Genomic DNA, 26099 nt, shown 5'->3' with positions numbered 1-26099 from the left:
ACGCGCTAGTCTCACGGTGATGTCGTATACGACATCGGTACGACACGGCCCGTGAGATTACGACATCAGCCACGAGACCCTGCAGTGCGTGCAGGGCTCGCGCAGGTTCGGGCTGTGCTCCGAACTTCCCCTCGTCGGTCGTCGTGCCTTTGACCTGCACCAGGAGTCGTGTGGACCCGCGTTTTGCGAGGAGGTCGGCGAAGCGGAAGTTCCTCGCGAGTCTGTTCAAGTTGATCACTTCCCAGCCTGCCGCGGTGAGAACGGCCTCTGCGGCATCCTCTGCTTGCTCGCCGATCTTCATCTTCTCGACTGCCTGCATCCGGGTTCTCCTTGCCTGCGGTGGGGCTGACGAGTCTTTCGCGCTCGCCAAGTGTGAACCAGGGCACTGACATCACAGCCGCTCTGGCAGCGGAGCGTGGGTGAGTGGATCTCCAGCGTCGATCTCCTGGGCCAGCTTGTGTGCGTACTCGGTGAGGATCCGTCGCAGAGCGGCATAGTGGGGGCCCGGATCCGGGCGCCCGGCGAGCTGGTGCCAGGTAGTGGGGCGCCGTGCGGCCCATGCCCGGCGGATCTGCTCGGGTTGGGCCTGTTCGAGGGGCCGGGGCGCGAAGAGGTGCTCGCCGGCGGTGACGCGCGTCCAGATGAAGATGGAGGCGATCTGGCGTTTCCGGTCGTCGAGGACGGGGCGTTTCCCAGGGATTTCGGGGAGGCTGGCGGCCAGTTCCCTCCACGTTTCCTCGGGGAGTGCCCAGTCGCTCAGGATGTCGCGGCGCCGCTGGTAGTCGGGAGGGTGGTCGGCGATCTCGGGTAGATGCGTGCCCAGGCGAAGCGGAAGTTGATCGGGGCGTCCTTGGCTCCCTTCCAAAAGGCGTCGTCGTTGACATCGTCACGGACGGATCCTGGAGGGATGCCCAGCATGAGTGTGGCTTCGCGGAGGGGGCACTGGGCGGGCCGGCAGACGAGGTGCGCGGCCGCGGTGCGGCGGACGCGCCGCTCGTCGACGGGGAACTTGGTAGGCCGGATGAAACGCTCGTACCAGTCCTGCTTCAGGAACGTGGGGATCTGGTGCGGCGCGAAGCCCATGCCCGAGCCGCGGAACGTGGGAATGCCTCGGCCGATAATTCCGGGATATGCGCTGATCAGGGATCGCATGATCTCCCGCAGCCGAGTGGAGCACGTGCGTTCGTGATGCGCGAAGAACCGCGCCCAGGAGGTGCGGCTTTCACGGGTGTGGAAAGCGGCGTCGAACAGGCCGGTGATCCGCTGCCGGGTGTTGTCGGCGAGCAGCAGCTTGTCGGCGATGCCCATCAGCGCGCCGAAGACCACGGCATCGGGCGGAGCCTTGTCCAGGGAGTTCACATGGTGGCCGCGGAGCTTGCCCGGATGGTTCTCCTTGTTCGCCTGAAAGTACGCGTTCACGGTGTCGACGAGGTGGGAGTCGAGCAGGTGACGGGGCTGAGGCCAGGCGGCCGCGATGAAACCCGTGACCAGCCGCAGGTCGGTCAAGCTCTCGGCAGTGCGGGCCTGAGGCAGGTTCGGGTCGAGTTCGTTCAAGATGTCGCGCTGGACGTCGAGGAGGTTATGGCCGGGCCGGATGGGGTTTTCGGCGAGCTCGATCCGGGCGCCGCAGGCCCTGCCGTGCATGCCGCGTCCGGAATCGGGGGCGGGGAAGCGGCACTGGGTGGGGTGCAGGTGACGGGCTCCGGGCCGGATCACCAGGGGGCCGCCGGCGAGACGTTGGTCGCCACCAAGTCGCCGGGCAGCGCCGGGTCCGCCCGCCGCGCGGCCCCCGCGACCGTGGCGTGCAGCCGCTTCTCCGCGACCTTCCGCGCCTCCGACACCTGTCGGGCCAGCACCGACACCCCAGGCAGCAGCACCCGGTGACGGCGCAGCCAGCCCACCGCCTGGTTGAACAGTGCCACCGGCCCCTCGGCGTGCGTCCACGCCCGCCCGTGCAGGAACGTGCGGAACCGACGTGACCACTCCGCATCCTCGTACTCGTGGTACTCGTAGGCGTCCCGGATCTCCCACGCGTGCTCGTACGCCGTCGGCTTGCGCTCGGTGCAGCGCTGGATGGCCCGCCGATGCCATCTGACTGGTGAATTCGAGACGCTTGCTCGATGGGAGGCGGCCCAGTAGGACCGCCGCACGATGGTGCTCCCCGCGCACGGGACAAGCGGCAGCGGGGGCGCCCGCCCGGGGCCGCTTCGATGAATCGGGCCAACTGGTCGACGGGTTGCAGCCGTCCCGGGGCGCCCTGCCTGCTCCGGACTCCCTCTGCGCCGAGGTTTCCGTCCTTCCGGCCCGCGCGCTCTCATACCAACTGCGGGCATCTTTCGAGGGGAGGTCGAGGCTGCGCGTGGCAACGACCGGGGAGGAAGGACCTGAAGCCATGGCCGGCCAGAAGAAGCACAAGGATGACGTGATAATGCGGCTTCGTCGCATCGAGGGCCAAGTGCGTGGCCTGCAGCGGTTGGTGGAGGAGGAGACCTACTGCATCGACATTCTTACCCAGGTGTCGGCGACGACGCGCGCCCTGCAGTCGTTCGCTCTGCAGTTGCTCGACGAGCACATGGCCACCTGCGTGAGCGACGCCGTTGCCGAGGGCGGCGAGGCGAAGGAGAAGAAGCTCACGGAGGCGTCCAACGCGATCGCACGGCTGGTGCGTTCGTGAAGGCCGAGTGTCGAGCCGAGCGCACCCGACGGGCTTGACCTGGTCATCCACGAGGGAGTTCCGCCTGGGAAACCTCTCGGCTGGCGTGCGGATCAGTGCTGATCGTGGCCTTCGGGGTTTTCGGATTCCTCGCTCCCGGTGTGGTCCTGGGCCGTGCGGCCGACTTCGACCGTGAAACGCGCAGTGCGCACCACTCCCTCGTGCTGGAAGTCGAGGAAGAGCCGGTATGAGCCAGGGCTCGGGGCCGTGGCGGTGAAGGATATGTCTGGACCGGACTTGGTCCTGCCGTCGCCGGGGGTGCCGTTGGGGTGGACATGCAGGTAGGCCAGGTCTCCTGAGCGCAGGGCCACCAAGTGGCCGTAGGCGCCGAGATACGGGTCGAGGTCAGTGACGGGGCGCCCGTTCTTGGCGACCTTCAGGCCGAGTTCGCCCGCCGCACCCGGACGCAGCCGGCTCTCCAGAGTGACGGTGTAGCCATCGACCTTGGCGACCGTAGCGGGGGAGGGCAGTGGGGCGGGACGGTAGTTGCCGGAGGCGGCGAGGTCCGCGCCCAGGGTCAGATTCTTGGCACCCTTGGCGGCGGGAGTGAAGTCCGCGAAGAGCCGGTACGTGCCGGCGGCCGGAAGCTCGGCGTCGACGTTCCACGTGCCGTCCGACGACCGGGTCGGGTGCAGGTGCCTGTAGGTGCCCAGATCCCGTGAGGCAAGGATCAGGTGAAGTTCCTTGTTGTGCTCGCGCTGGTAGGCCGTGACCTCCCGGCCCGCACTGTCACGGATGACGAAACGGAGTGGGGACTTCTCGGCCGCGCGAACGCTCGGGGTCTTGAGGTCCAGGCTGTAGCCACTCTCCGAGATCTGCAGGCCACCCGGCGTCATGTCGTGGCCACCTTCCGGGTGTTCCCCTCCCCCTTCCCCTTCCCTTTCCTCATCCGGTGCGTCGGTGCGGTCGTGACCTGCGTGAGTGGAGGGCTCGGCTGAGGCGCCGATCGGGACAACGGCATAGCCCACTCCGTAAGCGGCACCGAAGGCGGCAGCGAGCACGGCGGCGAAGGCGGTGATCCTCAAAGGGGTGTTCATCAGGTTCTCCTCGGAGCGTCGACCTGGCGTCTGACACGGGGAGCATATACCCCTCAGGGGTATATGCAAGATGGGATTCGCTACTTGCCGCAGATACCGGGTGAGGGTATACGCGCAAAGGGGCCGGATACCCCTAAGGGGTATAGTTGAACCTCGTGACTTCCGGAGGAGCCATGTCCGACTGCTGCACGCCCGACGGCAGCTGCTCAAGCAGCACGACGCAGAACACGGCGACCGCGGTGGGATACCTTCTCGACGGTCTACACGGTGGCAGGCATGACCTGCGGCCACTGCAGGTCCGCTCTCACCGAGGCCATCAGTGGGGTCGGCGGCGTACTGAGCGTCGAGGCCGGCCGTGTCGCCGTGACCACCAGCGGGGAACCCGACGACGCCGAGCTTGCGAAAGTGGTCGACGACGCCGGCTATGAGCTCACGGGCCGAGTCGCCTGATTTCTCGACGATGTTGCAGGGCCCGCAGCTGTACGTGCGGGCCCGGCGCCCGACTTGAGAAGCAGCGATGGCGAACCTCGTGGAAACCACCGAGGTCGAACTGGCCATCGGTGGCATGACCTGCGCCTCGTGCGCAGCCGGGTTCGAGAAGAGGCTCAACCGCATGGACGGTGTCGAGGCGGCCGTCAACTACACGACCGAGAAGGCAAGGTCAGATACCGCGGCGAGAGTGTCGCCGTCGGCGATCTGATCGCCACTGTGGAAGCGACCGGCTGCACCGCGCGGGGGCCGGCTCCCGTCCGCGCGGAGGGAGCCCCGGAGCCCGGGACGGCGGACGGTTCGGACGATCTCCGGTCTCTGCGCCGGCGCCTGGTCACCACCGTGGTGCTCGCCGTGCCGGTGATCGCGATGACCATGGTCACCGCGCTCCAGATCGACTATTGGCAGTGGCTGTCCCTCGCCCTGACCGCTCCGGTGGTCGCCTACGCGGCTTGGCCATTTCGCCGTGCCGCCTGGACCGACGCCAGACACGGCGCCGCGACGATGGAAACCCTGATCTCGGTCGATACCACGAACGCCTTTCTCTGGTCCAGGTATTCGCGGCTGCGGGCCCCAAAACACCCGGCCGATCCCGTCCGATCCGATTGATCGGGCGGGATCTCGTTGATTCCGGGGCCGGTTCGATTCTGCGAGCGTCGACGCGCTCGTTACGGCGAAGGTGCTCACGTCCGAGTCGGCAGCACCTGCAATGGCGGCGCGCAATTGCAGGTGCTGCCCCTGGTACGTCTCCCACTTCGCAATCAGGGGAGCTCACTTCCGGAACGGGATGCCGCACCGCAACCGGTGGACTCGACGGCGGAGCGGCCAGGCCGCTCCAGCCTGGCGGCGGCTGCCTGGAGGAGCGCCACAGCACGGGCGTAGTTGAGGCATGGCACCGACGGCGGAGCGGTGTAGCCGAACAGTGCGGCGACGACGATCAATTCGACGACTTCCGCGCTGCAGCCTCGCTCAGGAGGCGCTGCAACTCCTCCGCCTCGCCGGGCTGCAGTTGCTCAGGTGGTGACGCGGGGGTGGGCGGTACCGATGATCGAGGGGGAGGCGGGGTTGGCCCGCCCGTTGATGAGGAAGTCGAAGCGGCGGATCTCCTTGACGGCGAACCCTGCGTCAGTGATCGCGCGCTCCGTGTCGCGGGTGAGGTTGCAGCCGCCGCCGACCAGTCGCCACGGCGGATTCAAGATCCGCTGCCGCCGGAAGGCGCGGGGCTTCTGGGACCGGACGTGTTCGTAAAAGCGCAGCTCCCCGCTGGATTTGAGAACGCGTGCGACCTCGGCAAGCGCGCTCGGTACGTCGGCGATGGTGCACAGCACGAGCGAGAGCACGGCCACATCGAAACTGCCGTCCGGCACGGGAAGCTCCTCGGCCCGGCCGGGCAGCACCTGAACCGGCACGACGGCGCTGCTGACGGCTTGCTCCGCCAGGGTGCGCAGCCGGCGCTCCGGCTCCAGCGCGACAACCTCGTCCACGCCGGGCGGATAGTGCCGGAAATTCGCCCCCGTACCCGCCCCGATCTCGATCACCCGGCCGCGCACACCCGCGAGGAGTTCCTGACGGTGCCCGATCGAGCCGTGCGCCTCGGCGCAGGCATTGATGCGGGGATAGATCCGGGCGAACAGCGGATGCGAGACCGTCTTGGCCATGCTGGGCTCCTCCGGTACGGCGGAAGGGGCCCCTCCCGCATCACCTAATCATCCGCCCGTGAGTGCTGCTCCGTCCGGCGTTTCCACCATGCCGGTGGCGTACGTACGCGGGCAGTGCTCTGCTCGCCCACCAGGAGCTGCTCAGCCGGATCCTGGGATCGATGACCATAGTGCTGGGCCTGCATTTCCTGGGTGCCTTCGAGCGCATCGCCGATTTGTCGTGGTCACTCCGGCCAGGCCGCGCCAAGGTCCCGGCCGCAACCCGGACGGTGACCGGAGTGGGTCCGCCGGGCGTCTGGTACCCCCACCAGGTATAGTTCCGCGGTGTCACTTGGGGCCGCACCAGCGCCGACCTCACGGATCCCGTGCCGGTCGGGACCTCACCACTGCGGCAAGGCCCGGACGTCGGCACGAGGGCGTCGACGAAGGCATCCCGTTCGGCCATGGTCGACGGCCGCCTTCGACGCCCGGCCGGGTCTGCCACGACGGGTCGGTCTACCATCTGGCGGATGCTGGATGGACGGATCAACGATGTGAGAGGCCGCACCCGCGGTGCCTCGTCGGTCTGGCGGGCGCCGGGAATGCCGGCCCTGCTCGGATCGACCGCGCTCGGTTTCGCCGGTGTCGCGCTCCTGATGCCGGTCGCTCCCCTCTGGGTGCTCGACGGCGGGGCCGACGAACTGGGCGCGGGCGTGGTCAACGCCGTGATGATGCTCTGCACGGTGATTGCCCAGTTGCTCGTGGGAAGAGTGCTGGGACGCCTCGGCTGGCGCTGGACACTCACGCTCGGAGCGTGCCTGCTCGGAGCTCCCGCACCGGTGCACCTCCTCACCGACGACGTGCGGGCGGTGACGGCACTCGCGGCGGTGCGCGGCCTCGGCTTCGGGATCATCACCGTCTGCGGCGCCATGGGGGTCGCCGTGCTCGTCGAGCCCGCGCGTCGCGGCCGCGCGGTCGGGGCCTACGGACTGGCGATCGCGGCCCCGCAGTTCCTGCTCGTCCCCGTCGCACCCTGGCTCGCCGAGCGGGTCGGGTACTGGCTGGTGTTCACGCTCGCCGTCGTTCCGCTGCTCGCAATACCCCTCGCCCTGCCTGTGGCCCGCGCCCTGCGCATCTTCGACCGGCCGACCGCCGACCCCGCCCGGCCCGTCGGGCGGCGCGATGCCGCCGGACTCCGCCGCGTCCTGACGGGGCCGATCGCCGCGTTGCTCGCGATCACCTCGGCCGGCGGCGCCGTGCTCACGTTCACGCCGCGCCTGGACCCCGACCCGACCACGGTGTATCTGGCGCTCCTGGTGTTCACCGGGACCTCGGCACTGTGCCGCTGGGCCTTCGGAGGCTTCGCGGACCGCAGGGGGGCCGCCCCGGCGATCGCACCGCTCCTCTTCGTCGGCGCCGCGGGACTCGCTGCCATCGGCGTGGGGACGGCGAGCGGTCCTGACACGGCCGGGAGAGTCCTTCTGGTCGTCGGCATGTTCGCCGTGGGTGTCGCGTACGGCGGTCTGCAGAACCTGACCCTTGTGCACGCCTTCGCCGCCGCGGGGGAGGAGGCGCGATCGTCCGTCGGCACGGCGTGGAACGTCGGCTTCGACGCGGGTACGGGGCTCGGTGCCCTTGCGGCCGGTGCGGTCGCCACCTCGACCTCCTACCCGGTCTCGTACGCCGTTCTCGCAGTCGTCACCGCGCTGGTGGGTGTCGGGTGGGCGGCCTCCCGGTGGCGGGGCACGAAGGGACGCCGGGAGCCCGCCGGTTGACGACCGGGAGGCTCCCGGCCGGCGCCCGCCGTCAGCTGCTGCCGGGCGGGCCCACTGGAGGCCGGACACCACCGCAGCCGTTCGGATGCTCTGCTCAGTCGTGGGGGCCGGGCCAGTGCGCCAGGCCGTCGAGCGGTGGTGCCTGGTACGTCGCCTCCTGTGGTGAGTTGTAGAACTCGTACGCCTTGCCGAGTCCGCCAAGTTCAAAGACCTTGATCATCCGGGCGGAGGAGCACGCGATCCGCAGAGATCCTTCGTGCTCCCGGATGCGCTTGGTGATGGCCACGACCGCGCCGAGGCACATCGAGTCGATGAAGGGCACGAAGCACAGGTCCAGGACGAAGTGCCGATGTCCTTCACTGAGCAGCGCGATCACTGCCTCGCGGATCCCGCAATGGGTACGGACGTCCACCTCGCCGTCGACCTCGAGAACGGTCCAGCCGTTCACCGTGTCATAGCTGACGGCGACGTGCTCGGTACGGATGATGGTCGTTCGCATGGCCGGCCCCTTCGCGGCTCTGGACGGCACGGGAACCCCCAGCGACGCATTGCAAGGCTGCCCGGGCGTGGTCGAGCTGCCTGCAGATGCCGCCTGATTCCAGCAAAGGCACCCGCTCCTTGATCGCAAGCCGGGACGGCCGGGTCACACAGACATCGCCGCGGTCACGTCGGCGCTGAACGAGGTCGTCGCCGCTCGGGGAAGGCGAGACGCCGACGAGTACGGCGAGCATGCGAGCTGGTCGGCCGACCGCGCTGTGGCGCGACGGCCGACATTGCCGTGGCGGTGCCGAACGCTCAGGCGCCCGCCGACGACTGGGCCTCGGCCGCCGCCCGGTACAGCCGGCGCAGCCGGACCACGCCCAGGTCGTGCTGGTACAGGTTCTCCCGCTGGTCGGCGTCGGTGGGCATGGTCTCCAGCATCACGCGGTCCTGCTCCAGGACCTCCCAATGACGCTTCTCGATCAGCGTCTTGTACAGGAAGCGCCAGGACGCGTGCTGCCAGTCCTCGACGCGGCGGTAGCGCCAGAAGCCGCGCCCGGCCGGCGCCTGTCGCCGGGGCCGGCCGACGGCGGGTACGGGATGGACAGGTCGACCCAGTCCACCCCGGTGCGGCACAGCTCCCCCCAGTCGAAGTTGGTCAGCTCGACGGACGGGACGGTGACGTCGCGCGCCACGACCGCCTCGCGGGGAAGCGCGGCGCGGATCGCGGCCTGCGGGCCGATGCTGTCGTGCAGGGCCGCCCGCACCTCGGCGCGTACGGCGGCGACGCGGTCGGTCCAGCCGGACTCGGCGGGCCGGGCGTGCGGCAGCAGACCGGCCGGGGTGGCGGCCTCATCGCCGTGGAGGCGTGCGCGGCTGGGTACACGCGGCGGGGCGCGGCCTCGTCGATGTCGATCTGGATGTGCGCCGCAGGAGTTTCAGGGTGGAGTCGGCGTTCTCGTTCGAGCGGAAGTGCGAGCCGATGGTGAGCAGGGCACGTCCAGCGGGGGTGGTGACGTAGTTGCCGATGACCTGCTCGTGGTCCTCGGGCACTGCTCCGCGCCCGGAGTTCGAGGTGAGCAGTCCTGCTCCGGTCGCCGCCAGCAGCCGGGCCAGTTCGCCGCGGGCGGTGACGGCGCCGCCACCGGCCCGGATCAGCGGACGGCGCGCCGAGGCCAGGAGGGCTCCGGCGGCCCGATGCGATCTCTGAACTCGTCGCCGAGTTCGGCCCGTTGCGGCCTCAGGCCGGCTTTCGCCACACGGAGATGTGCTTCGCGGAGTCCTGGGTGAACGGCGCCCTGTCCCAGTCCGCGACGCGCAGCTCCAGCTCCAGCCCCGCGAGCCGTGCCATGAGGTCGAGCTCCGCCGGCCATGCGTACCGGTGCCGGGAGTTCGTGCGGCGGTAGTGGCCGTCGTCGCCGTCGCGGGCGAAGTGGTGCGAGACGAGGATCTGTTCAACGAGGTCGAAGGTGTCGAAGCCGAGGTGCCGCTCGGAGACGTCGAACGGCACCGCGACCTGCCCGGGCGGCAGAAACCGCAGCGGCGGCACGCCCAGCTCGATGACGAACCGGCCGCCAGGTGCCAGGTGCCGTGCGGCGTTGCGGAAGCACTCGACCTGCTCGTCCTGCGTGAGCAGATTCGTGATGGTGTTGTAGACGAGATACGCCAGGGTGAACTTGCCGGGGACGACGGTCGTGGCCATGTCCCCGATGGCGACCGGGAGCGTGTCCTCGTCGATCTTGCGCCGCAGGACCGCTGCCATGTGTTCGGACAGTTCGATGCCCACTACCGGCACGCCGCGTTTTTGGAGCGGGACGCCCACGCGTCCGGTACCGATGGCGAATTCCAGTGCCCGGCCGTCTCCGGCGAGTCCGGCGAGGAAGTCGAGAGTCGGCCCGAGAGCGGTCGCCGAGGAGTTATCGCTCTCCTCGGCGTCGTAGCGCTCGGCGGTCGCACGGGTCCACAGCTCACTGCTCGTCATGGGCGATCACTCTGCCAGGGTTGGCGCGGCGCTGTCGACGCATTTGCGCGCCCCCGAGGTCGCGGGCCCCGGCAAGGACTGGGCGGAGAACATCGGCGCCGACCGCCGGCACCAGGCATGGCCCCTGCGTAGCCTGCACACGACCGGGGCGGTGCTGGCGCTTTCCAGTGACTGGAACGTGGCCGAGATGGACCCGTTGATCGGCATCTACACCGCCGTCACTCGGCGTCCGCTGGGCGGCGGTGAGCCCTGGATGCCACAGGAGACAATCAGCGTGGAGACGCCGTCCACTCACCCGACGGGGAGTGGCGACCTGCCCGGTCGCGACGCAGGACCGAAGTCCGGTCTTGAGGCGTCAGGAGCGGGCGTAGCCCGTGAGGGGCGGGGTGCGCAGGGCGATGACCGCTATGTCGTCGTGGCCGTCGCTGGGATGGTGGTCGGCCAGTGCCCGGCACAGCTCCTCCGGGGGCAGGCCCGCGTGCTGGGAGGCGGTGACCGCCAGTGCGTCCAGGCCCTGGTCCAGCGGCTGGCCGGGGAATTCCACCAGGCCGTCGGTGTAGAGGACGACGGTGCTGTCGACCGGCAGCACCTGGCATTGGTCGGGACGCGGCAGCTCGGTGGCAACCCCGAGGGGAACCCCGGGATCGGTGTCCAGGTAGCGCACGCGGCCGTCGGGCAGCAGCAACAGCGGCGGCGGGTGTCCGGCGCTGCTCCAGTGCAGCCGCCAGCCGCCGCCGGCGGGTTCCAGGCGGGCTACCAGGACGGTGGTGATGGGGGTCTCGTCCCAAGCGTCCATGATGTGGTCGAGCTGGGTGAGGGCGGTGCTGGGCGGGGTGCGCCCGTCGTGGCACAGGGCCCGCAGCATGCTGCGAATCTGCGACATTTCGGCCGCCGCCCGCAGGTCGTGCCCGACCACATCTCCGATCAGCACCGCGCAGGAGCCGTCGGGCAGCAGCATGGCGTCGTACCAGTCCCCGCCCAGTGCGGCGGGGGCGCTGGCGGGGCGGTAGACCGCTCCCGCCGTGAAGGGGTGCAGGTCCGGCAGCCGGGGCAGCAGCATCCGCTGGAACTGTTCGGCGCTGTGGCGGACCTGCTGGTAGAGACGGGCGTTCTCGATGGCCACCCCGGCTGTGCCGGCGAGCGCCAGGATCACGCCCTCGTCGTGCCGGTCGAAGGGCCGCCCGTCCTTGCGTTCGGAAAGGTAGAGGTTGCCGTAGATCCGTCCGCGTACGCTGATGGCGACACCGAGCAGGGAGTGCATGGCCGGGTGGCCGGGCGGGAAGCCGGCCGACTCCGGGTGCGTGGCGATGTCCTTCACCCGCAGCGGCTCGGGGTGGTGGATCAGGTGGCCCAGCAGACCCCGTCCGCGGGGGAGCTCGACTCCTTCCAGGGCCGCCAGCTCCTTCGCGGTGAGTCCCAGCGGGATGAACTCGGCCAGGAACCTGCCCTCCTCGTCGAGCACTCCCATGGCTCCGTAGCGGGCACCCGCCAGGTCCATCGCGGTGCTGACGATGCGACGCAGGACCGCGGCCAGTTCCAGTTCACCGGTGATGCTCAGCACCGCCTGGAGCAACCCCTGGAGGGTGCCCTGGGCGCGAGCCAGGGCGTGCAGTTGTTCGCCGATACGGTCGAGGTCCGAGCTGAGCGGCAGGTTCAGCAGTGACATGTAGGACGCCCCGGCGGCGTCCCGGTCCTGCGGGGCATCGCCACCCGGGCCTCCCGGTTCCTGCCGGTCCTGCGCCATCGACACCGCCTCGCTTCCGCGTCCACTCCGGGTATCCCCGTTCCTCATCTGATCCGCGGTCCGGCCCCACCGCCCAGCGACTGGCCGCACAGTGCCCGCAGACACCCATTCGGCGCACATGCCGCCCCCGCCGGGCTCAGCGCTCCTGGCTCGCCGGTCTTGAAGCCAAGGCACATCGACAGCGATGCGGTGTCCTGCCGGACGCCCCGGGCCGGTGTTGTACGGCCGGGGAGGCCCGGCAGGACGCCGATGGGTTCAGACTGCTGTACGGCCGCCGTCCACGGGCAGCACGGCGCCGTGGACGAAGCTCGCCGCGTCGCTGGCCAGGTAGGCGATCTCCACCGGCTCGGCCGGTCGGCCGGCCGGGGCCTGGGCGGCCAGGGCGTCGAGGTCCTCGCCCATGCGGACCGTGCCCTCCGTGCGCGCCGGGCCGGAACGGACCGCGTTCACCCGCACCCCGCGCGGGCCGTACTCCGCGGCCCATGCCTTGGTCAGCAACTCCACGGCGGCCTTGCTCGACCCGTACAGGGCCATGCCCGCAGCCCCGTACGCGGCGACGATGGTGCTCACGTTGACGATCGCACCGCCGCCGCGCTCGGCCATCGCCGGCGCGAGTTCCGCCACCAGGTGGAACGGCGCCTTCACATTCAGCGCGTAGACGGTGTCGACCTCGCCCTCCGCCGCCTCCTCGGTGGGCCCGAACGGGTAGATGCCGACGTTGTTCACCAGGATGTCGACCCGGCCCCCGCCCAGGTCCACGGCCCGCCGCGCCAACTGCCGCACCGACTGCGCCTCCCGCAGATCGGCGGCTACGAAATCGGCCTTGCCGGCGCGGGCGAACTGAGCGTCGTGCTGGCTGCGTTGGGTAAGGAGTCGAGGGAGCCGATCACCCCGGGCAATCTCGCGGCCCGGCAGGAGCGGGATGCCGTCAGCCGACCCAGGCCGACGGCCGAGGACCTGCGCACCGGCGGCCGTTTCGAGTGACGGAGTTCTGCGTGCCGGGTCCGCCGGACGGACCGGACGTCACGCTCGTGAGCGCGCGGCCGGCCGGGCTCGTCGGGCCGCTGCCCCTGCTGTACTACATGCACGGAGGCGCAATGGTCATGGGCAACGCGTGGTCCGTGCTTCCGCGGATTCTTCGCGAGTGGGCCCTCCCGCTCGAACTGGCCGTCATCTCGGTCGAGTACCGGCTGGCGCCGCAGGCGAAGTACCCGGGACCGCTGGAGGACTGCTACGCCGGACTCGTCCGGGCGGCCGGTCACGCAGCCGAACTGGGCATCGACGCGGACCGCATCATCATCGGAGGGAAGAGCGCCGGCGGCGGGCTCGCCGCGGCCCTCGCCCTGCTGGCCCGTGACCGCGGCGGTCCTGAGGTACTGGGGCAACTGCTGCTGTGCCCGATGCTCGACGACCGCGACAGCACCTTCTCCAGCCATCAGATGACGGACCTCGGCGTGTGGGACCTCACGTCCAACACCACCGCGTGGAAGGCGCTGCTGGGTGACCGCTACGGTGCTGCGGACCTGCCGTCCTACGCGGCTCCCTCCCGCGCCACGGACCTTTCCGGACTCCCCCCGGCCTATATCGATGTCGGGTCGGCCGAGATGTTCCGGGACGAGGACGTGGCCTACGCGAACGCGATCTGGCAGGCCGGTGGCCAGGCTGAACTGCATGTATGGCCCGGTGCCTACCACGGCTTCGACGGCTTGGCACCGCAGGCGGCCCTCAGCCAGGACGCACGCAACGCCCGTACCCGCTGGCTCCAGCGCCTCCTCGCACAGTCCCGCACGAGGGCCCCGGGCGTCCCGACCGTCGATCCGCCCGTCCAGCCGGTGCAACGCGACCCGGTCAGCGGTGTGAGAAGCCGGGGGACTACCCCCACGCAGCCGACTCGTGGCGGATAGCGGCGTCGGCCAACCGTCCCGGTTCGTCGGCCGCCGTCCTGCCACCGCGGCTACGGCGCGCGCCCCGAACCAGGCAACCCGCCCCGAGCACAGCTCCGCGGCCACGGTGATCCGAGGCGTGAAGCTCGGCGGATCAGGTTCGTACTCCAGCCCGTCGAGAGTCGCGCCGCGTCATCCGATCGGATGCGCGTCGGACTCCGATCACGCCCCCGCCAACAGCCATGGTTTGCCGTTCTGGCAATCACACCGACGAGCGGCAGCCGGCGGCCGCGAGTCGCCGTCATGGGTTCGCGGTGGCCCACCGCGTTCCCGTTCCCGGGCGCACCCTGCCGTGGCGCGACGATGCCCGATTCGGCCGTCGACCCTACGGTGGATGCATGGCGGTGATCAACGGTTTGAGGCCGGGAGCGCAAACCCGGAGCCGCGTGGTGGACGCGATGTGCGCGGCGGTGTTGTTCGTGCTGTCGGTCGTGGCTGCCTCGGTCGTACCGCACCAGCATCAATTCTTGGTGCGTTGGCCCGCGGTACTGGTGGCAGCCATCGGCTGCTCCGCGTTGGTGTGGCGGCGTCGTAACCCGTTCGGCGTACTGGTCATCACCATTGGCTGCGGGGTGGTCTTTCAGATACTCGGGATCCGGGACAGCCCGTTGGTGGCAAGCCCGGTTCTGGTGTCCGTCTACAACGTGGCGGTGCGGACCGACCGGCGTACCGCCTGGACCGCGGCGTCCGTCTCGGCTGGCGTCCTGATTAGCGCCGCTTCGGTGTTCACCGCGAAGTCGTGGCTGGACCCGGACACGGTCGCGATGCTGGCCTGGACGGCTCTGCCGGCCGCCGTCGGGGACGGGGTGCGCTCACGCCGCGCCTATGTGGCGGCCGTGGAGGAACGGGCGGAGCACGCCGAGCGCACCCGCGAGCAGGAGGCACGGCAGCGAGTGGCGGCCGAACGGGTCCGGATCGCACGCGAACTGCACGACATCGTCGCGCACCACATCGCCTTGATCAACGCGCAGGCAGGCGTCGCCGTCCACCTGGTGGACCAGCGACCGGAACAAATCCTCACGGCTCTGGAGGACATCCGGGACACCAGCCGCTCCGCCCTGGACGAACTGCGGGTGACCGTGGGCCTGCTCAGGCAGTCCGACGATCCGGTGGCGTTGCGCGATCCGATGCCGGGCCTGGCGCAGGTGCCGGCCCTGCTGGCGTCGTTCGAACGCGCCGGGCTGGCCGTGAGCCACACCCGGTGCGGCGACAGCGAACCGCTGGAGCCTGCGGTCGACCTGGCCGCGTACCGCATCGTGCAGGAGTCCCTGACCAATGTGCGCAAGCACGCCGGAGCCGACTGTGCCCGGCTGTTCCTGCACTACCACCGTGAACGGCTTACGATCACCGTCGAGGACGACGGGTCCGCCGGACCGCACCATCCTGAGCCAGGGGTCGGTCACGGGCTGATCGGCATGCGTGAGCGGGCTGCCACGATCGGGGGCAGGCTGCACGCGGGACCACGCCCCGAGGGCGGATTCACCGTGACGGCCGAACTGCCGCTGCGCCCCAGTCGTCCCGACCCGGCATGGGATCGGAGAGATGGGCATGACGATTCGCGTACTGCTTGCCGATGATCAGGCGCTGCTGCGGGGCACCTTCAGAATGCTGTTCGACGCCACGGACGACATGGAGACCGTGGCGGAGGCGTCCAACGGACGCGAGGCGGTCGAGCTGGCCGGCGCACAGCACCCGGATGTGGTCCTGATGGACATCCGCATGCCGGAGATGGACGGCCTGGAGGCGACACAGCTCATCAGTGAGTCCGAGGATCTCGCAGGTGTGAAGGTGCTCATCCTGACCACCTTCGAGGACGACGAGCACGTCGCCGAGGCGTTGCGTGCGGGTGCGAGCGGCTTTCTCGGCAAGGGGGCGCGACCTGAGGAGCTCATCGAAGCCGTCCGCACCGTCGCGGGCGGCGAGGCGTTGCTGTCCCCGACGGCGACACGGGCGTTGATCACCCGGTTTCTGGCCCAGCCGGATCCATGTCCGGTGGCCGTGCACGAGCGGCTGGAATGCTTGACGCCGCGGGAGCGCGACGTCACGATCCTCGTCGCACTGGGCCTGTCGAACGATGAGATCGCCGATCGGCTGTTCGTCAGCCCGCTCACCGCCAAGACCCACGTCAACCGGGCGATGACCAAGCTCGCGGCTCGTGACCGTGCCCAGCTCGTGGTCGTCGCCTATCAGTGCGGGCTGGTCTGTCCGTCGGCCGAGCCGAATCCCCCAGAGGTGCCCGCGTAAGCGTTCACACGCTGTTCCGCGTGGGGACCCGGAAGTAGTCGGGCGTACCGGATACCGCAGCCGTGGTAGTCGGGAATCACTGTGTGGGGACGACGCGCCAGGGGCCGTCGCTGGGCGAAGGTGGGACCAAGAACGGAGGTTTCGCCATGATCGAAGCCCACTGCTTGACCAAGATGTCCGGTGAGAAGCCCGTCGTCGAGGACTGCCGCAGGATCCGTGAACTACTGGCCGGACTCGGACTCGGGATGCTCGCACCCGATGAGGCGAGCGCCGTGGGGGCTCACCTGGCGACCTGCGCCACGTGCCGGGACGAGCGCGACTGCCGTGCGGCGGTGCCCGCACACCTGACCCTGCTGCGTGACGCCCTGGCTTCCGGCCAGGGCCGGAACAGGCGGGCGTGCGCGGCCACCCGGGCCGAACGCGGCCACGCGTCCCCTGGTCACGCCGGGCCGTACCGGGCCGCCCCGACGACGCAGATCACACTGTCCCAGTGGGTCAGCAAGACCACGTCGTGCATCAGGTGAACAGCCCTGGCGGCAGCGGCGACGTATCCCGGGACACAACGGCACCGGCCCCGACGGGTCTCTCGCGGACCTGGACGGGCCGGCCGCCGTCCCCGCCGCGGCAGCCCGCCCATGCCGCCCACGGGCGGGCCGCGTCCGGATCAGCCGGCGGTGAGGATGCGCCAGTCGCGCGAGCCGATGTCGGCGGGTGTGCCGTCGAGGATCCTGGCGGAGCGCGTCGCCGGTTCGAGGGCGACGGTCGCGAGACTCGCCCAGCGCTGGCCGAGCGGTTTGTCCATGTCGGGCAGGCAGGTCACTGGCGGCTCACCGTCCCCGGTCACGAGGTGGCCCGTGAGGTCGTCGAGCGTGGCCGGCGGTTGTGCGCGCGTGAGACGTGCGCGGACGAAGTCGTAGCGTTCGCCCGAATCGGGCTGGTAGAGCCACGTCTTCTCGTCCGCGGCGGGGGTCGGCGTCAGGAAGTGGTTGGTGCGCACGAGCGTGTCGTGTTCGGGCTCCATCGAGAACACGCCGACCGGGCTCAGGTCGAGGAGGACCGCGTCCGTCTCGTCGAAGAGGGCGAACGAACCGGACGAGGTGAGGGGTGCGCCGCGCACGATCTCGACGGCCTCGACGACGCTGCCCGCCTCTTCGAGGACGATCGCCGCGAGCACGTGCACGGGGATGCCGCCGATGCCGTCCTGGACGTGCCCGAGGATGTTGAAGTGCAGGGCGAGTCCGGCGCTGTTGATGCCGATCTTGCCGAGGATGCCGTCCTCGGTGAGGCCGACGAAGTCGTGACGGCCGCCGCGGACCTCCAGCGTGTGCCACAGGGCGCTCAGCTCGATGTGCCAGTCCCATGTCTGGACGCCGAACGTGCGTGGCGCCGACCCGCCGGCGCCGGTGACGCGGCGCACGATCGTGGTGCATTCGCCGGGCGGCACGGTGGCGCTGCGTGCCAGGATCTCGGTGCGCGCGTTGAGGGCGCCGATGCGCCACGGCTCGATGCCGGACCCGCGGGCGATGCCTTCGATCTCGGCACGCGTTCTGGGGTGGAACCGCCCGATGACGTCGAGGGCGCGCTCGGCGTCCTCGCGTACCTGGGCGGGGACGATGGAACCGAGGGCGAAGAGCCGGTCGTACGCCTCGATCGCGGCGGGGATGCCGTCGCGCATTTGCTTCCCGCGGGCGATGCCGCGGGCGTGCGGGTCGGCGTCGGCGGCCTTGACGTGGCGGCGGTGTTCGGGGCGGGGGATCGACGTCGTGGTCACGAGCATCCTTTCGCGGTATTCGTGTGGAGCTGTACGGCACCGCCGACGATCGTCGAGAGGACGGCGTTGCCGGGCTGTGCTTCAGGGGCGAGTTCGAGCGGGTTGGTCGCGAAGACGGTGAGGTCGGCGAGGCAGCCGGGCGCGATCCGCCCGAGTTCGGCGGACGCGCCGGCGGCGTACGCCGCGGCGGCGGTCATGCCGGTGTACGCCTCGCGCGCGGAGACCGCCTGGCCGGGCTGCACGGGCGCCGCGTCGGACTCCTCGACCGGGCGGCGGTGCGAGCGCCCGCCCGAGGAGCGGCTATCCCCAGACGGCCTGGGCGAGCGCCGTGCCGGTGAACGCGGCTCCGAGCCCGGCCACCACACTCACCGCGATGTTCGCCGCGGCGTAGAGCCGGGCACCGTCCTGGGTCAGGCGCAGCGTTTCGTAGGAGAAGGTGGAGTACGTCGAGAGCGCCCCGCACAGGCCGGTGCCGAGAAGCAGTTGTACGTCGGAGGAGGCGGCTTTGGCCGCGACCGCGCCGGTGAGCAGCCCGAGGACCAGGCAGCCGACGACGTTGACCGTGAAGGTGCCCCACGGGAAGAGGCTGTCGTGCCTGGACTGGACCGTGCGGTCGGTCAGATAGCGCAGGGGGGCTCCGACCATGGCGCCCGCGATCACGAGCAGCCAGTTCACTGCCCCTCCTCGGCACGGGCGTGGCGGCCCGTGTAGCGGATGACCTCGCAGTCGTCGAGGACGACGAGCCCCTCGGTGACGAGTTCGTCCAGTTGCGGCAGGAAGGCGCGGATCCGGTCATCGGTGTCGACGATCACGATCGCGACCGGCAGGTCCTCGCTCAGGGACAGCAACCGCGTCGTGTGGATCAGGGAGGAGGCGCCGAAGCCTTCGATTCCGCGGAAGACGGAGGCGCCGGCCAGGCCGGCCCTGCGGGCCCGGTGGACGATCTCGGTGAACACGGGTTTGTGGTGCCACATGTCGTTCTCGCCGATGAAGATGGTGACGCGCAGCGCGGAACCGGTGAGCCTCATGGCTGCCTCCATTCGATGACACGTCGCGTCACGGTGACCGCGATCCACACGGAGGCCATGGCGGCGAGCAGCGTGAGTGCCAGGTAGGCCAGGGCGGTGCGTGCTTCGCGCCCCTCCACCAGGCGTTGGATGTCGGTGGCGTACGTGGAGAAGGTGGTGAAGCCGCCGAGGACGCCGGTGCCGAAGAAGGGGCGTACGAGCCGGTGGGCCGCCCAGACGTCGGTGATCACGACCATGAAGACGCCGATGACCGCGCAGCCGATGGTGTTGACGGCCAGGGTCGTCCACGGGAAGGCATCGGCCGCGGTGGGCCACAGGAGCGAGGCTCCGTACCGTGCGGCCGCCCCCACCCCGCCGCCGAGCGCGACAGCGGCCACCACCGGGCCCTGGCGCAGCCGGAGTTCTCCGTGCTGCGCGGCACCGTGGAGATCGACATCGGGGTCGACGGGTTCGTTCACCATCGGGGGGATCGGGCTCCGGGACTCTTCCACGTACGTCTCCTACTCGCCGGGCACGGGCATGCGTGAAGTGCGCGTCGCAAGTAGGGACCGTTGGCGGCGTCGTTGCCGCGGTTCGGGTACGGCGGGCCCCACCGCCGTGCGGTGCGTACGGGACCACCGCCTCGGGCAAGCCTAGCGGGTGCCGGGAACGTTCTCCTGTCCGAGCGGTGCGGTGGGGGGTGCCTCTATGTTCTTCGTCAGGTTCGTGCTGCCGGTTTTGAGGGTTTTCATCTTGGTCATGCGGCGAGTGTGACAGTGGGGGTTCGGGACTCGTAGAAGGTGCCGTCTCGGAGCATGGCGAACAGGACGCTGGTGCGTTGGCGGGCGAGGCGGAGGAGGGCCTGGGTGTGGGTTTTGCCGCGGGCGCGCTGCTTGTCGTATTAGGTGTGGGAGGCGGGATCGGCGTTCATGCAGGCGAAGGCGGAGTGGAACATGGCGCGTTTGAGTTGCCGGTTGCCGCCTCGGGGTGCGTGCTCGCCGTGGATCGATGTGCCGGACGATTTCGTGGTGGGGGCGAGGCCGGCGTAGGAGGCGAGGTGGGCGGCGGTGGGGAAGTTGGTGCCGTCTTGGACGGTGACCAGCAGGACGGCGGCGGTCCTGACGCCGACGCCGGGCATCGACGTCAGGACCAGGGAAAGAGGGTGAGCCTCCAGCGGGGTGTTGATCTGGGCTTCCAGGGTCCGGCGCTGTTCCTGGACGGCCGCGAGCGAGCGGGCCAGGGAGGGAACGACGATGTCGAGGGTGCTGGTCCCTGGCGCGACGACGGTCTGCTCGTCGAGCGCGTCGAAGACGTCGTCGATCAGCCGGGTGGTCATGCGCGCGGCCTTGGGCCGGACGAGTTCGACGAGGCGGCGGCGTCCGGCCTTTCGCAGTGCGGCCGGGGATCCGTGGCGTTCAATCAGCCAGGTGACGGCCTGGTGGTCGAGATGGGGGCCCAGGACACGCTCGAGGCTTGGGTGGAACTGGGTGAGCAGGCCGCGTATCCGGTTGGACGTGCGGGTGGCCTCGGCGGCCAGGTCCTGGTCGAAGCCGACGAGCACGGTCAGCTCGGCGGTGATCTCGTCGGTCAGTTCCAGAGAGCGCAGGGTGTGCGGCAGGGTGCGGGCCGCGTCCGCGATCACCGCCGTGTCACGCGCGTCGGTCTTCGCCTCGCCCGGATACAGGTCGGCGATCCGGCGCATCGCCAGGCCGGGCAGGTAGGCGACCTTGCAGCCCGCGTCGCGGGCCACGGCCAGCGGGAGGGCGCCGATCGAGGCGGGCTGGTCCACGATCACCAGGACGGTGCCGAACTTCGCGGTCGACGGTGACGCCGTCCATGCCCGCAGTCCGGGCCCCCTCGTTACCTGCGACCCGGTAGAACGCGTAACGCAGCGTCATCGGGTCGTGCACGAAATTGAACAGGTCGTCGAACCTGAGGCCGGGATCGGCCGCCGCCCAACGGTGAAGCTTGGCCTGCATCCCCGATACCCGCCCACCAGACTCTTCCGGGTCCTCGACAGGTGGGGCACCGCCGTTCAGCGGTGCGTCTTTCGGCATTGCAGCCTCCTTCCCTTCTCGATACCGCTGCCGCCCTTCCCCATGTACGCGCCTCTCGCGTGCTCGGAGTACTACGGCGACTCCGCCCCGTCCCGGCCCGATCGGCTGACGATGAACCCAGCCCGTCCACCAGGACGGATCCTTGACAGAGGGCGTGAGCCGGAACGGTTCCCGTGTTCACTGCAACTCGCTCGACGAAGTAGGAGCCCAGCTCTGTCCCTGCGGCATCGCCACGGCTACCCCGCAGCACTTCACCGTGGCCTCCCGACAGGCATGTCAAAGCCCGCCCAGGAGTTCCCCGCTCCGGTCACCCGGTTCGAGGACGCACCGCACCCGGCCCATATCCACCAGATTTGAGCCGGTGTCACGCTTACGGAGCTTTACCACTGATTCCTCTCGTATGCCCTCTGATCTCGCTTGCCGGACCCGGCCCGTCTGGTAGTTCCGAGCAGTCCCGGCTTTGTCAGCGCTGCTTCCCGCCCTCCCCGGCGTCTCCCGGGTCGGACTGCGCTCAGCTCCCACCAGGCTGCTGCGACAACCCGGCGAGGAGGTCTTGCACCTCCCTCGATTCATCGCGCCTCACGGCGCACCAGCGCCTCACGGCGCACTGACACCACCCCCCCCAGGTCATCCGTTCGACAGGGGGACACAGTCATGCCGGGCCCGGAGGCCAGCGGCCCTCTTGCAGGACCGCGAAAAACCTAACGGGGGGAAGGGTCGTCGTCTGCTCCTGCTCCTCCACGGCGGTCACACAGCCGGCTTCCAGGCCGGGGCGTCGCGGCTTAGCCACGCGCCGCCGGGGCGGTGCCCGCCTTCGCGGCGGAAAGGAGTCGCCGCCGGCTCCTCGTCGTCGGCGTGGGCGGCTGCGTGTTCACGCGAGCGTGCGACGGTGAGCAGGACCACGGCCACAGCCGCCAGTTCGGCCGCGTCGGCTGCTCCCCGTACGACACGTATGACCGGCCCGGGAACCGGCTCGGCAGCGGTCACTGCGGCTGGTTCCCGTGCTTGCGGCTGGGCTGCGCCGCGTACTTGGTCCGCAGCATGGTCAGCGCGCCGATCAGCCGGGAGCGGGTCTCGGCCGGGTGGATCACATCGTCGACGAGGCCGCGTTCGGCGGCGTAGAAGGGGTGCATCAGCTCGGTCCGGTACTCCTTGACCAGTTGGGCGCGGATCGCGTCGGGGTCCTCGGCCGCGGCGATCTCCCGCCGGAAGATGACGTTCGCCGCTCCCTCCGCACCCATCACGGCGATCTCGTTGGTCGGCCACGCCAGCGACACATCGGTGCCGATCGACCGGGAGTCCATGACGATGTATGCGCCGCCGTAGGCCTTGCGCAGGATCAGCTGGACGCGGGGAACCGTCGCATTGCAGTACGCGTACAGCAGCTTCGCACCGTGCCGGATGATCCCGCCATGCTCCTGGTCCACGCCGGGCAGGAAGCCGGGGACGTCCACCAGGGTGACCAACGGGATATTGAAGGCGTCACACAACTGCACGAAGCGCGCGGCTTTTTCGGAGGCGTGGATGTCGAGCACGCCAGCCAGGGAAGCCGGCTGGTTGGCGACGATGCCGGTCACCTGCCCGCCCAGCCGGGTCAGCGCGCAGACCATGTTGACCGCCCAGTTCTCGTGCACCTCGAAGACGTCGCCGTCGTCGACGATTTCCTCGATCACCTTGCGCATGTCGTACGCGCGGTTGGGGTCGGCCGGCACCAGATCCAGCAGCGCTTCCGTGCGCCGGTCGGCGGGGTCGTCGGACACGGCGAAGGGCGGCAGTTCGCGGTTGTTCGACGGCAGCAGGGACAGGAGGAAGCGCACGTCCTCCAGGCAGCTCTCCTCGTCGTCGTACGCGAAACCTGCCACGCCCGAGACCGAGGCGTGGGCGTCCGCGCCGCCCAGCGCGTCCATCGAGATCACCTCGCCGGTGACCGCTTGCACCACGTCGGGCCCGGTGATGAACATCTGTGCCGTGCCGCGCACCATGAACACGAAGTCGGTCAGCGCGGGGGAGTACGCGGCGCCGCCGGCGCACGGGCCCAGGACCACGCTGATCTGGGGCAGTACCCCGGAGTTGCGGACGTTGCGCTGGAAGATCCCGCCGTAGCCGGCCAGCGCAGTGACACCTTCCTGGATCCGCGCGCCGGCGCCGTCGCACAGGCCCACGATCGGCGCCCCGGCCGCCTCTGCCAGGTCCATCAACTTGTGGATCTTCTCGGCGTGGGCCTCTCCCAGCGCTCCGCCGAAGATCCGGAAGTCATGGGCGTAGGCGAAGACCGTGCGGCCGTTCACGAGTCCCCACGCGGTCACCACGCCGTCGGTGTGGGGCCGCTTGTCCTCCATGCCGAAGCCGGTCGCCCGGTGCCGGCGCAGTCCTTCCAGCTCGGTGAATCCGCCCTCGTCGAAAAGTAACCCGAGGCGTTCACGCGCTGTCAGCTTGCCTTTGGAGTGCTGCGCCTCGGTCGCTCGCTCGCTGGGACCGCGCAGCACGCTGTCGCGCAGCACGGTGAGTTCCAGCACCCGGTCCCGTAGATGCGGTGTGGCCGTGGCTTCCTCGGCGGTGCTCATGGCTGCCCTTCCCTTCCTCGGAGGTAGTCGGGCTTGCAACCAGCCGACGGTGCAGCCTGCCGCTCAAGGCGAACTGGAAGGTCCCCGGACGCGGGCGGCGCGACTGCCGGGGCTTCCTCCGGCCCCGAGGCGGCCTTGAGCGCCGGTCGAGCCCGGGGGAGGACGTTGTGCGGGACACCGGGAGCAGGGAGCCGCTGGTATGAGTCGATGGGGACAGTTCTTCACCGTGCGGCGGCTGGTGGGCTCCCTGCTGCGGCCCGTGGGGCGGGCTCTGGTGCAGGCGGGTGCCATGTGGGTGATCGTGCCATCGGTCGATCCGGGTCCTGTACGAGGCGCGGACCCGCCGCCGTCGCATCCGGAGCGCCTGCGGCCCGACGTCCCGCTGACCGAGGCCGAACGCGCGCTGCAGGAACAGCTCCAGGACCTCGACCGGCTGCTGCCCGGGGACCAGTTGTAGCCAGGGGGCCGGTTGCTGCAGTTTGTCGTGCCGTGAGCGGCACCGGGCATTTTGAAAGCTTCGACCAGGGCTCGAGCGGGACCCCCCAGGCTTGGGCCCGGAAGCACACCGGGAAGCCCGACAGTTCACAGGCGGGAAGAGATGGACGACCCCAGACACTTCATCGAACTGACGTGCGCAACTGTGGAGGAGCGAGCGAACCATGACGCCTATCTGTTCGTGCACGAGTCAGCCGACGGCGGCCTCGACGCCGGACGGATGACGTATCGCGAACTTGGCCTTGCCGCCCGCCGAATCGCCTCGTGGCTCCAGGAACGGGGCGCCGCGGGGCAGCGGGTGCTCGTCCTGAACAGCGATACGGGGCTTCATGTGACGAGCTTCCTCGGCTGTCTCTACGCGGGTGCCGTCGCCGTCCCGGCACCGTCGCCGCTCGGCGCGCGGAAGAACGCCGAACGCTTCGTCGGAATGGTCAAGGACGCCGCCGCCTCTTTCGTGCTCACCGATGCGGCGACGGCACCGGCGGTCTCACAGCTGCTCGCCTGCGCGGGCCATGCCGATGTCGTGTGCCTCGCCGCCGACCGGCCGGGACTCGCGGAGCCCGACGCCTGGCGGATGCCGGACCTCGCCCCGGACGACACCGCGTTCCTCCAGTACACCTCCGGCTCGGTCAGCGAACCGAAAGGCGTGATGGTCTCCCACCGCAATCTGCTTGCCAACCAGCGGGCCATCGCCGGGGCCCTGGCGACCACCGCGGACTCCGTCGTCGGCGGCTGGCTGCCCTCCCACCACGACATGGGGCTCACCGGGCAGATCCTGCACCCACTGTGGCTCGGCGCCACGGGAGTGCTGATGCCGGCCGTCACCTTCGCCAAGCATCCTGTCCGCTGGCTCGAGATGATCGGGCGCTACGACGTCACCGTCGGCGGCGGCCCCAACTTCGCCTACGACCTGTGCCTGCGCCGGATCGATGACGAACAGATCGCCACCCTGGACCTGTCGTCCTGGCGGACGGCGGTCAACGGCGGCGAACCGGTGCAAGCTCAGACCTTGGACGCATTCGCCGACCGGTTCGCCCCGGCCGGACTGAGACCGGAGGCGATGTATCCCGCGTACGGGATGGCCGAGGCGACGCTCATGGTCGCCGGCGGTGTCCCCGGACAGCGGGCAGCCCGGCACACCGTGGACGCCGGAGAGCTCCTGCACGACCGGCTGTTGTCGCCCCGCGGCGGCAGGAAGCCTGCCAGGACCTTGATCAGTTCCGGGCGGGTGCGCGGCGCAGATGTGCGCATCGTCGACCCCGACAGCGCCCATGTGCTGCCCGAGGGGTGCATCGGCGAGATCTGGATACGCGGCGAGGGCGTGTCCCGGGGCTACTGGAAGCGGCCGCACGAGACCGCCGAGGTCTTCCAGGCCAGGACCGCGACCGTGGGCGAGGGCGGCTTCTTCCGTACTGGCGACCGGGGATTCCTCGACGAGAACGGGGAGCTGTATGTCACGGGGCGACGGAAGGATGTGATGATCGTCTCCGGGCGGAACGTCTACCCCCAGGACGTGGAGCGCTGCGTGCAGAAGGTCAGCGTGCTGTTCGGCTCCGCCGCGGCCTTCTCCGTGGAGGCCGAACGGGACCACGTCGTCATCGTCCAGGAGGTTCGTACCGGCCGCGGCTACGACGCCGAGCTGCCCGCCCTTGCCGCGGCGATCCAGTCGTGTGTGGCCGAGGAGTTCGAGGTGTCGGCCGACACGGTGCTGCTGGTACGGCCTGGGACCGTCCGCCGCACCACCAGCGGAAAACTGCAACGCTCCGTGATGCGGAACCTGTTCCTCACCGGCGGCATCCAGCCGCTGCACGGGGTCATCGCTCCCGCGGTGCAGGGGCTGGTCGGCGCCGGCTCCCGGCAGACAGTTGGCTCCGCGGCCGTGCCCACGGCCGGATCCGCGGCGGGGCTGCCGTGACCGGACCGGGTGTCGAGGAGACCGCGGTGCGGGAGCGCATCGCGGACCTGGAGAGCCGCTTCGGTGCTCCGGCCGATGCCGGGAACCCGCTGAACACGGAACGGTTCTTTGCCGCCGATACCGGCCGCAGACTCCTGTCCGATGCCGAGCGCATGCTCGACGACTTCGGTCCCTGAACGCCTGGTTCGTGCCAGGGAACCGGTCGGGCGCCGCGACCGGATGGACACCCTCGGCGGGCCATGAGAAC

General features: G+C 70.0%; 26 protein-coding genes and 5 pseudogenes. 13 read left to right on the top strand and 18 right to left on the bottom strand.

Annotation, left to right across the window (positions count from 1 at the left end):
* Window positions 1-756: 756 nt before the first annotated feature.
* Both OH735_RS03920 and OH735_RS03915 read right to left on the bottom strand, forming a co-directional pair.
* Window positions 757-1716: a hypothetical protein gene (locus tag OH735_RS03920; RefSeq protein WP_406379494.1), complete on the bottom strand. Its 960-nt coding sequence runs from the start codon at window positions 1714-1716 to the stop codon at window positions 757-759.
* An 11-nt stretch (window positions 1717-1727) separates the two neighbouring features.
* Window positions 1728-2075, bottom strand: a pseudogene (locus OH735_RS03915) (DUF4158 domain-containing protein); the annotation flags it as partial.
* 317 nt (window positions 2076-2392) lie between these two features.
* On the opposite strand from OH735_RS03915, the gene OH735_RS03910 reads away from it, so the two are divergent.
* Window positions 2393-2674: a metal-sensitive transcriptional regulator gene (locus OH735_RS03910; RefSeq protein ID WP_406379492.1), complete on the top strand. Its 282-nt coding sequence runs from the start codon at window positions 2393-2395 to the stop codon at window positions 2672-2674.
* Window positions 2675-2766: 92 nt separating this feature from the next.
* Here OH735_RS03910 and OH735_RS03905 read toward each other — a convergent pair whose 3' ends face one another.
* A complete protein-coding gene (locus tag OH735_RS03905) occupies window positions 2767-3750 on the bottom strand; it encodes a hypothetical protein (protein WP_406379490.1) in 984 nt (327 codons plus the stop codon).
* Between the two features lie 276 nt (window positions 3751-4026).
* On the opposite strand from OH735_RS03905, the gene OH735_RS03900 reads away from it, so the two are divergent.
* Both OH735_RS03900 and OH735_RS03895 read left to right on the top strand, forming a co-directional pair.
* Complete coding sequence (locus tag OH735_RS03900) at window positions 4027-4200, top strand: heavy-metal-associated domain-containing protein (protein WP_406379488.1); 174 nt, start codon at window positions 4027-4029, stop codon at window positions 4198-4200.
* 67 nt (window positions 4201-4267) lie between these two features.
* Window positions 4268-4800 (top strand): annotated as a pseudogene (locus OH735_RS03895) (cation transporter); the annotation flags it as partial.
* A 452-nt stretch (window positions 4801-5252) separates the two neighbouring features.
* Here OH735_RS03895 and OH735_RS03890 read toward each other — a convergent pair.
* Window positions 5253-5897, bottom strand: a complete 645-nt coding sequence (locus OH735_RS03890) for a class I SAM-dependent methyltransferase (protein WP_406379487.1) — start codon at window positions 5895-5897, stop codon at window positions 5253-5255.
* A 509-nt stretch (window positions 5898-6406) separates the two neighbouring features.
* Between OH735_RS03890 and OH735_RS03885 the strand changes: the two genes are divergently transcribed.
* Window positions 6407-7651, top strand: a complete 1245-nt coding sequence (locus OH735_RS03885; RefSeq protein ID WP_406379485.1) for an MFS transporter — start codon at window positions 6407-6409, stop codon at window positions 7649-7651.
* 94 nt (window positions 7652-7745) lie between these two features.
* On the opposite strand, the gene OH735_RS03880 is transcribed toward OH735_RS03885, so the two are convergent.
* The 4 genes and pseudogenes from OH735_RS03880 to OH735_RS03865 form a co-directional block, all read right to left on the bottom strand.
* Window positions 7746-8150 carry an STAS domain-containing protein gene (locus OH735_RS03880; RefSeq protein WP_406379483.1) on the bottom strand — a complete coding sequence of 135 codons (405 nt, stop codon included), beginning with the start codon at window positions 8148-8150 and terminating at the stop codon, window positions 7746-7748.
* Between the two features lie 296 nt (window positions 8151-8446).
* A pseudogene (locus tag OH735_RS03875) lies at window positions 8447-8787 on the bottom strand (3-phenylpropionate dioxygenase); the annotation flags it as partial.
* 196 nt (window positions 8788-8983) lie between these two features.
* Window positions 8984-9286 carry a hypothetical protein gene (locus OH735_RS03870; RefSeq protein ID WP_406386397.1) on the bottom strand — a complete coding sequence of 101 codons (303 nt, stop codon included), beginning with the start codon at window positions 9284-9286 and terminating at the stop codon, window positions 8984-8986.
* An 85-nt stretch (window positions 9287-9371) separates the two neighbouring features.
* The gene (locus OH735_RS03865; protein WP_406379482.1) at window positions 9372-10112 is read right to left on the bottom strand and encodes a class I SAM-dependent DNA methyltransferase; all 741 of its coding nucleotides are present in this window, start codon (window positions 10110-10112) and stop codon (window positions 9372-9374) included.
* Between OH735_RS03865 and OH735_RS03860 the strand changes: the two are divergent.
* A pseudogene (locus tag OH735_RS03860) lies at window positions 10111-10332 on the top strand (amidohydrolase); the annotation flags it as partial. The gene OH735_RS03865 and the pseudogene OH735_RS03860 overlap by 2 nt on opposite strands.
* A 135-nt stretch (window positions 10333-10467) precedes the next feature.
* Here OH735_RS03860 and OH735_RS03855 read toward each other — a convergent pair.
* The gene (locus OH735_RS03855) at window positions 10468-11856 is read right to left on the bottom strand and encodes a PP2C family protein-serine/threonine phosphatase (RefSeq protein ID WP_406379480.1); all 1389 of its coding nucleotides are present in this window, start codon (window positions 11854-11856) and stop codon (window positions 10468-10470) included.
* 255 nt (window positions 11857-12111) lie between these two features.
* Window positions 12112-12756: an SDR family NAD(P)-dependent oxidoreductase gene (locus OH735_RS03850; RefSeq protein WP_406386396.1), complete on the bottom strand. Its 645-nt coding sequence runs from the start codon at window positions 12754-12756 to the stop codon at window positions 12112-12114.
* On the opposite strand from OH735_RS03850, the gene OH735_RS03845 reads away from it, so the two are divergent.
* From OH735_RS03845 to OH735_RS03825, 5 genes are all read left to right on the top strand, one after another.
* Window positions 12706-12840 (top strand): hypothetical protein, encoded by a 135-nt coding sequence (locus OH735_RS03845; RefSeq protein WP_406379478.1) that lies wholly within the window; start codon window positions 12706-12708, stop codon window positions 12838-12840. The genes OH735_RS03850 and OH735_RS03845 overlap by 51 nt on opposite strands.
* 11 nt (window positions 12841-12851) lie before the next feature.
* Complete coding sequence (locus tag OH735_RS03840) at window positions 12852-13760, top strand: alpha/beta hydrolase (protein ID WP_406379476.1); 909 nt, start codon at window positions 12852-12854, stop codon at window positions 13758-13760.
* 377 nt (window positions 13761-14137) lie between these two features.
* Window positions 14138-15376, top strand: a complete 1239-nt coding sequence (locus OH735_RS03835) for a sensor histidine kinase (protein ID WP_406379475.1) — start codon at window positions 14138-14140, stop codon at window positions 15374-15376.
* Complete coding sequence (locus tag OH735_RS03830; protein ID WP_406379473.1) at window positions 15348-16043, top strand: response regulator; 696 nt, start codon at window positions 15348-15350, stop codon at window positions 16041-16043. Before OH735_RS03835 ends, OH735_RS03830 begins: the two co-directional genes overlap by 29 nt.
* 146 nt (window positions 16044-16189) lie before the next feature.
* Window positions 16190-16567 carry a zf-HC2 domain-containing protein gene (locus OH735_RS03825; RefSeq protein ID WP_406379471.1) on the top strand — a complete coding sequence of 126 codons (378 nt, stop codon included), beginning with the start codon at window positions 16190-16192 and terminating at the stop codon, window positions 16565-16567.
* Window positions 16568-16707: 140 nt separating this feature from the next.
* Here the strand turns inward: OH735_RS03825 and OH735_RS03820 are convergent, their stop codons facing one another.
* From OH735_RS03820 to OH735_RS03785, 8 genes and pseudogenes are all read right to left on the bottom strand, one after another.
* Window positions 16708-17814, bottom strand: a complete 1107-nt coding sequence (locus OH735_RS03820; RefSeq protein WP_406379469.1) for a C45 family autoproteolytic acyltransferase/hydolase — start codon at window positions 17812-17814, stop codon at window positions 16708-16710.
* Window positions 17811-18056 (bottom strand): amidohydrolase family protein, encoded by a 246-nt coding sequence (locus OH735_RS03815; RefSeq protein WP_406379467.1) that lies wholly within the window; start codon window positions 18054-18056, stop codon window positions 17811-17813. Before OH735_RS03815 ends, OH735_RS03820 begins: the two co-directional genes overlap by 4 nt.
* 58 nt (window positions 18057-18114) lie before the next feature.
* Window positions 18115-18489 carry a fluoride efflux transporter CrcB gene (gene crcB / locus OH735_RS03810; RefSeq protein ID WP_406379465.1) on the bottom strand — a complete coding sequence of 125 codons (375 nt, stop codon included), beginning with the start codon at window positions 18487-18489 and terminating at the stop codon, window positions 18115-18117.
* Window positions 18486-18842, bottom strand: coding sequence for a DUF190 domain-containing protein (locus OH735_RS03805; RefSeq protein WP_406379464.1), 357 nt, complete (start codon window positions 18840-18842; stop codon window positions 18486-18488). The genes crcB (OH735_RS03810) and OH735_RS03805 overlap by 4 nt, the downstream gene beginning before the upstream one ends.
* Entirely contained in the window at window positions 18839-19303 is a 465-nt protein-coding gene (gene crcB / locus OH735_RS03800; RefSeq protein ID WP_406379462.1) for a fluoride efflux transporter CrcB, read from the bottom strand. Before crcB (OH735_RS03800) ends, OH735_RS03805 begins: the two co-directional genes overlap by 4 nt.
* A gap of 275 nt (window positions 19304-19578) precedes the next feature.
* Window positions 19579-20640, bottom strand: a pseudogene (locus OH735_RS03795) (IS110 family transposase); the annotation flags it as partial.
* A 985-nt stretch (window positions 20641-21625) separates the two neighbouring features.
* A complete protein-coding gene (locus tag OH735_RS03790; protein ID WP_406379460.1) occupies window positions 21626-21865 on the bottom strand; it encodes an acyl-CoA carboxylase epsilon subunit in 240 nt (79 codons plus the stop codon).
* Window positions 21862-23442, bottom strand: a complete 1581-nt coding sequence (locus OH735_RS03785) for an acyl-CoA carboxylase subunit beta (protein WP_406379458.1) — start codon at window positions 23440-23442, stop codon at window positions 21862-21864. Before OH735_RS03785 ends, OH735_RS03790 begins: the two co-directional genes overlap by 4 nt.
* 199 nt (window positions 23443-23641) lie before the next feature.
* Here OH735_RS03785 and OH735_RS03780 point away from each other — a divergent pair, with 199 nt between their 5' ends.
* The 3 genes from OH735_RS03780 (at window position 23642) to OH735_RS03770 (ending at window position 26028) form a co-directional block, all read left to right on the top strand.
* Window positions 23642-23899 (top strand): DUF6059 family protein, encoded by a 258-nt coding sequence (locus OH735_RS03780; protein ID WP_406379456.1) that lies wholly within the window; start codon window positions 23642-23644, stop codon window positions 23897-23899.
* Window positions 23900-24040: 141 nt separating this feature from the next.
* Complete coding sequence (locus tag OH735_RS03775; RefSeq protein WP_406379454.1) at window positions 24041-25852, top strand: fatty acyl-AMP ligase; 1812 nt, start codon at window positions 24041-24043, stop codon at window positions 25850-25852.
* Window positions 25849-26028 (top strand): hypothetical protein, encoded by a 180-nt coding sequence (locus OH735_RS03770; RefSeq protein ID WP_406379453.1) that lies wholly within the window; start codon window positions 25849-25851, stop codon window positions 26026-26028. The genes OH735_RS03775 and OH735_RS03770 overlap by 4 nt, the downstream gene beginning before the upstream one ends.
* Window positions 26029-26099 lie beyond the last annotated feature (71 nt).

It is taken from the genome of Streptomyces sp. NBC_01618 (assembly GCF_045209435.1).
Classification (GTDB): domain Bacteria; phylum Actinomycetota; class Actinomycetes; order Streptomycetales; family Streptomycetaceae; genus Streptomyces.
Note: the sequence above shows the minus strand (reverse complement) of the source record. Positions and strands in the feature narration are given on the sequence as shown.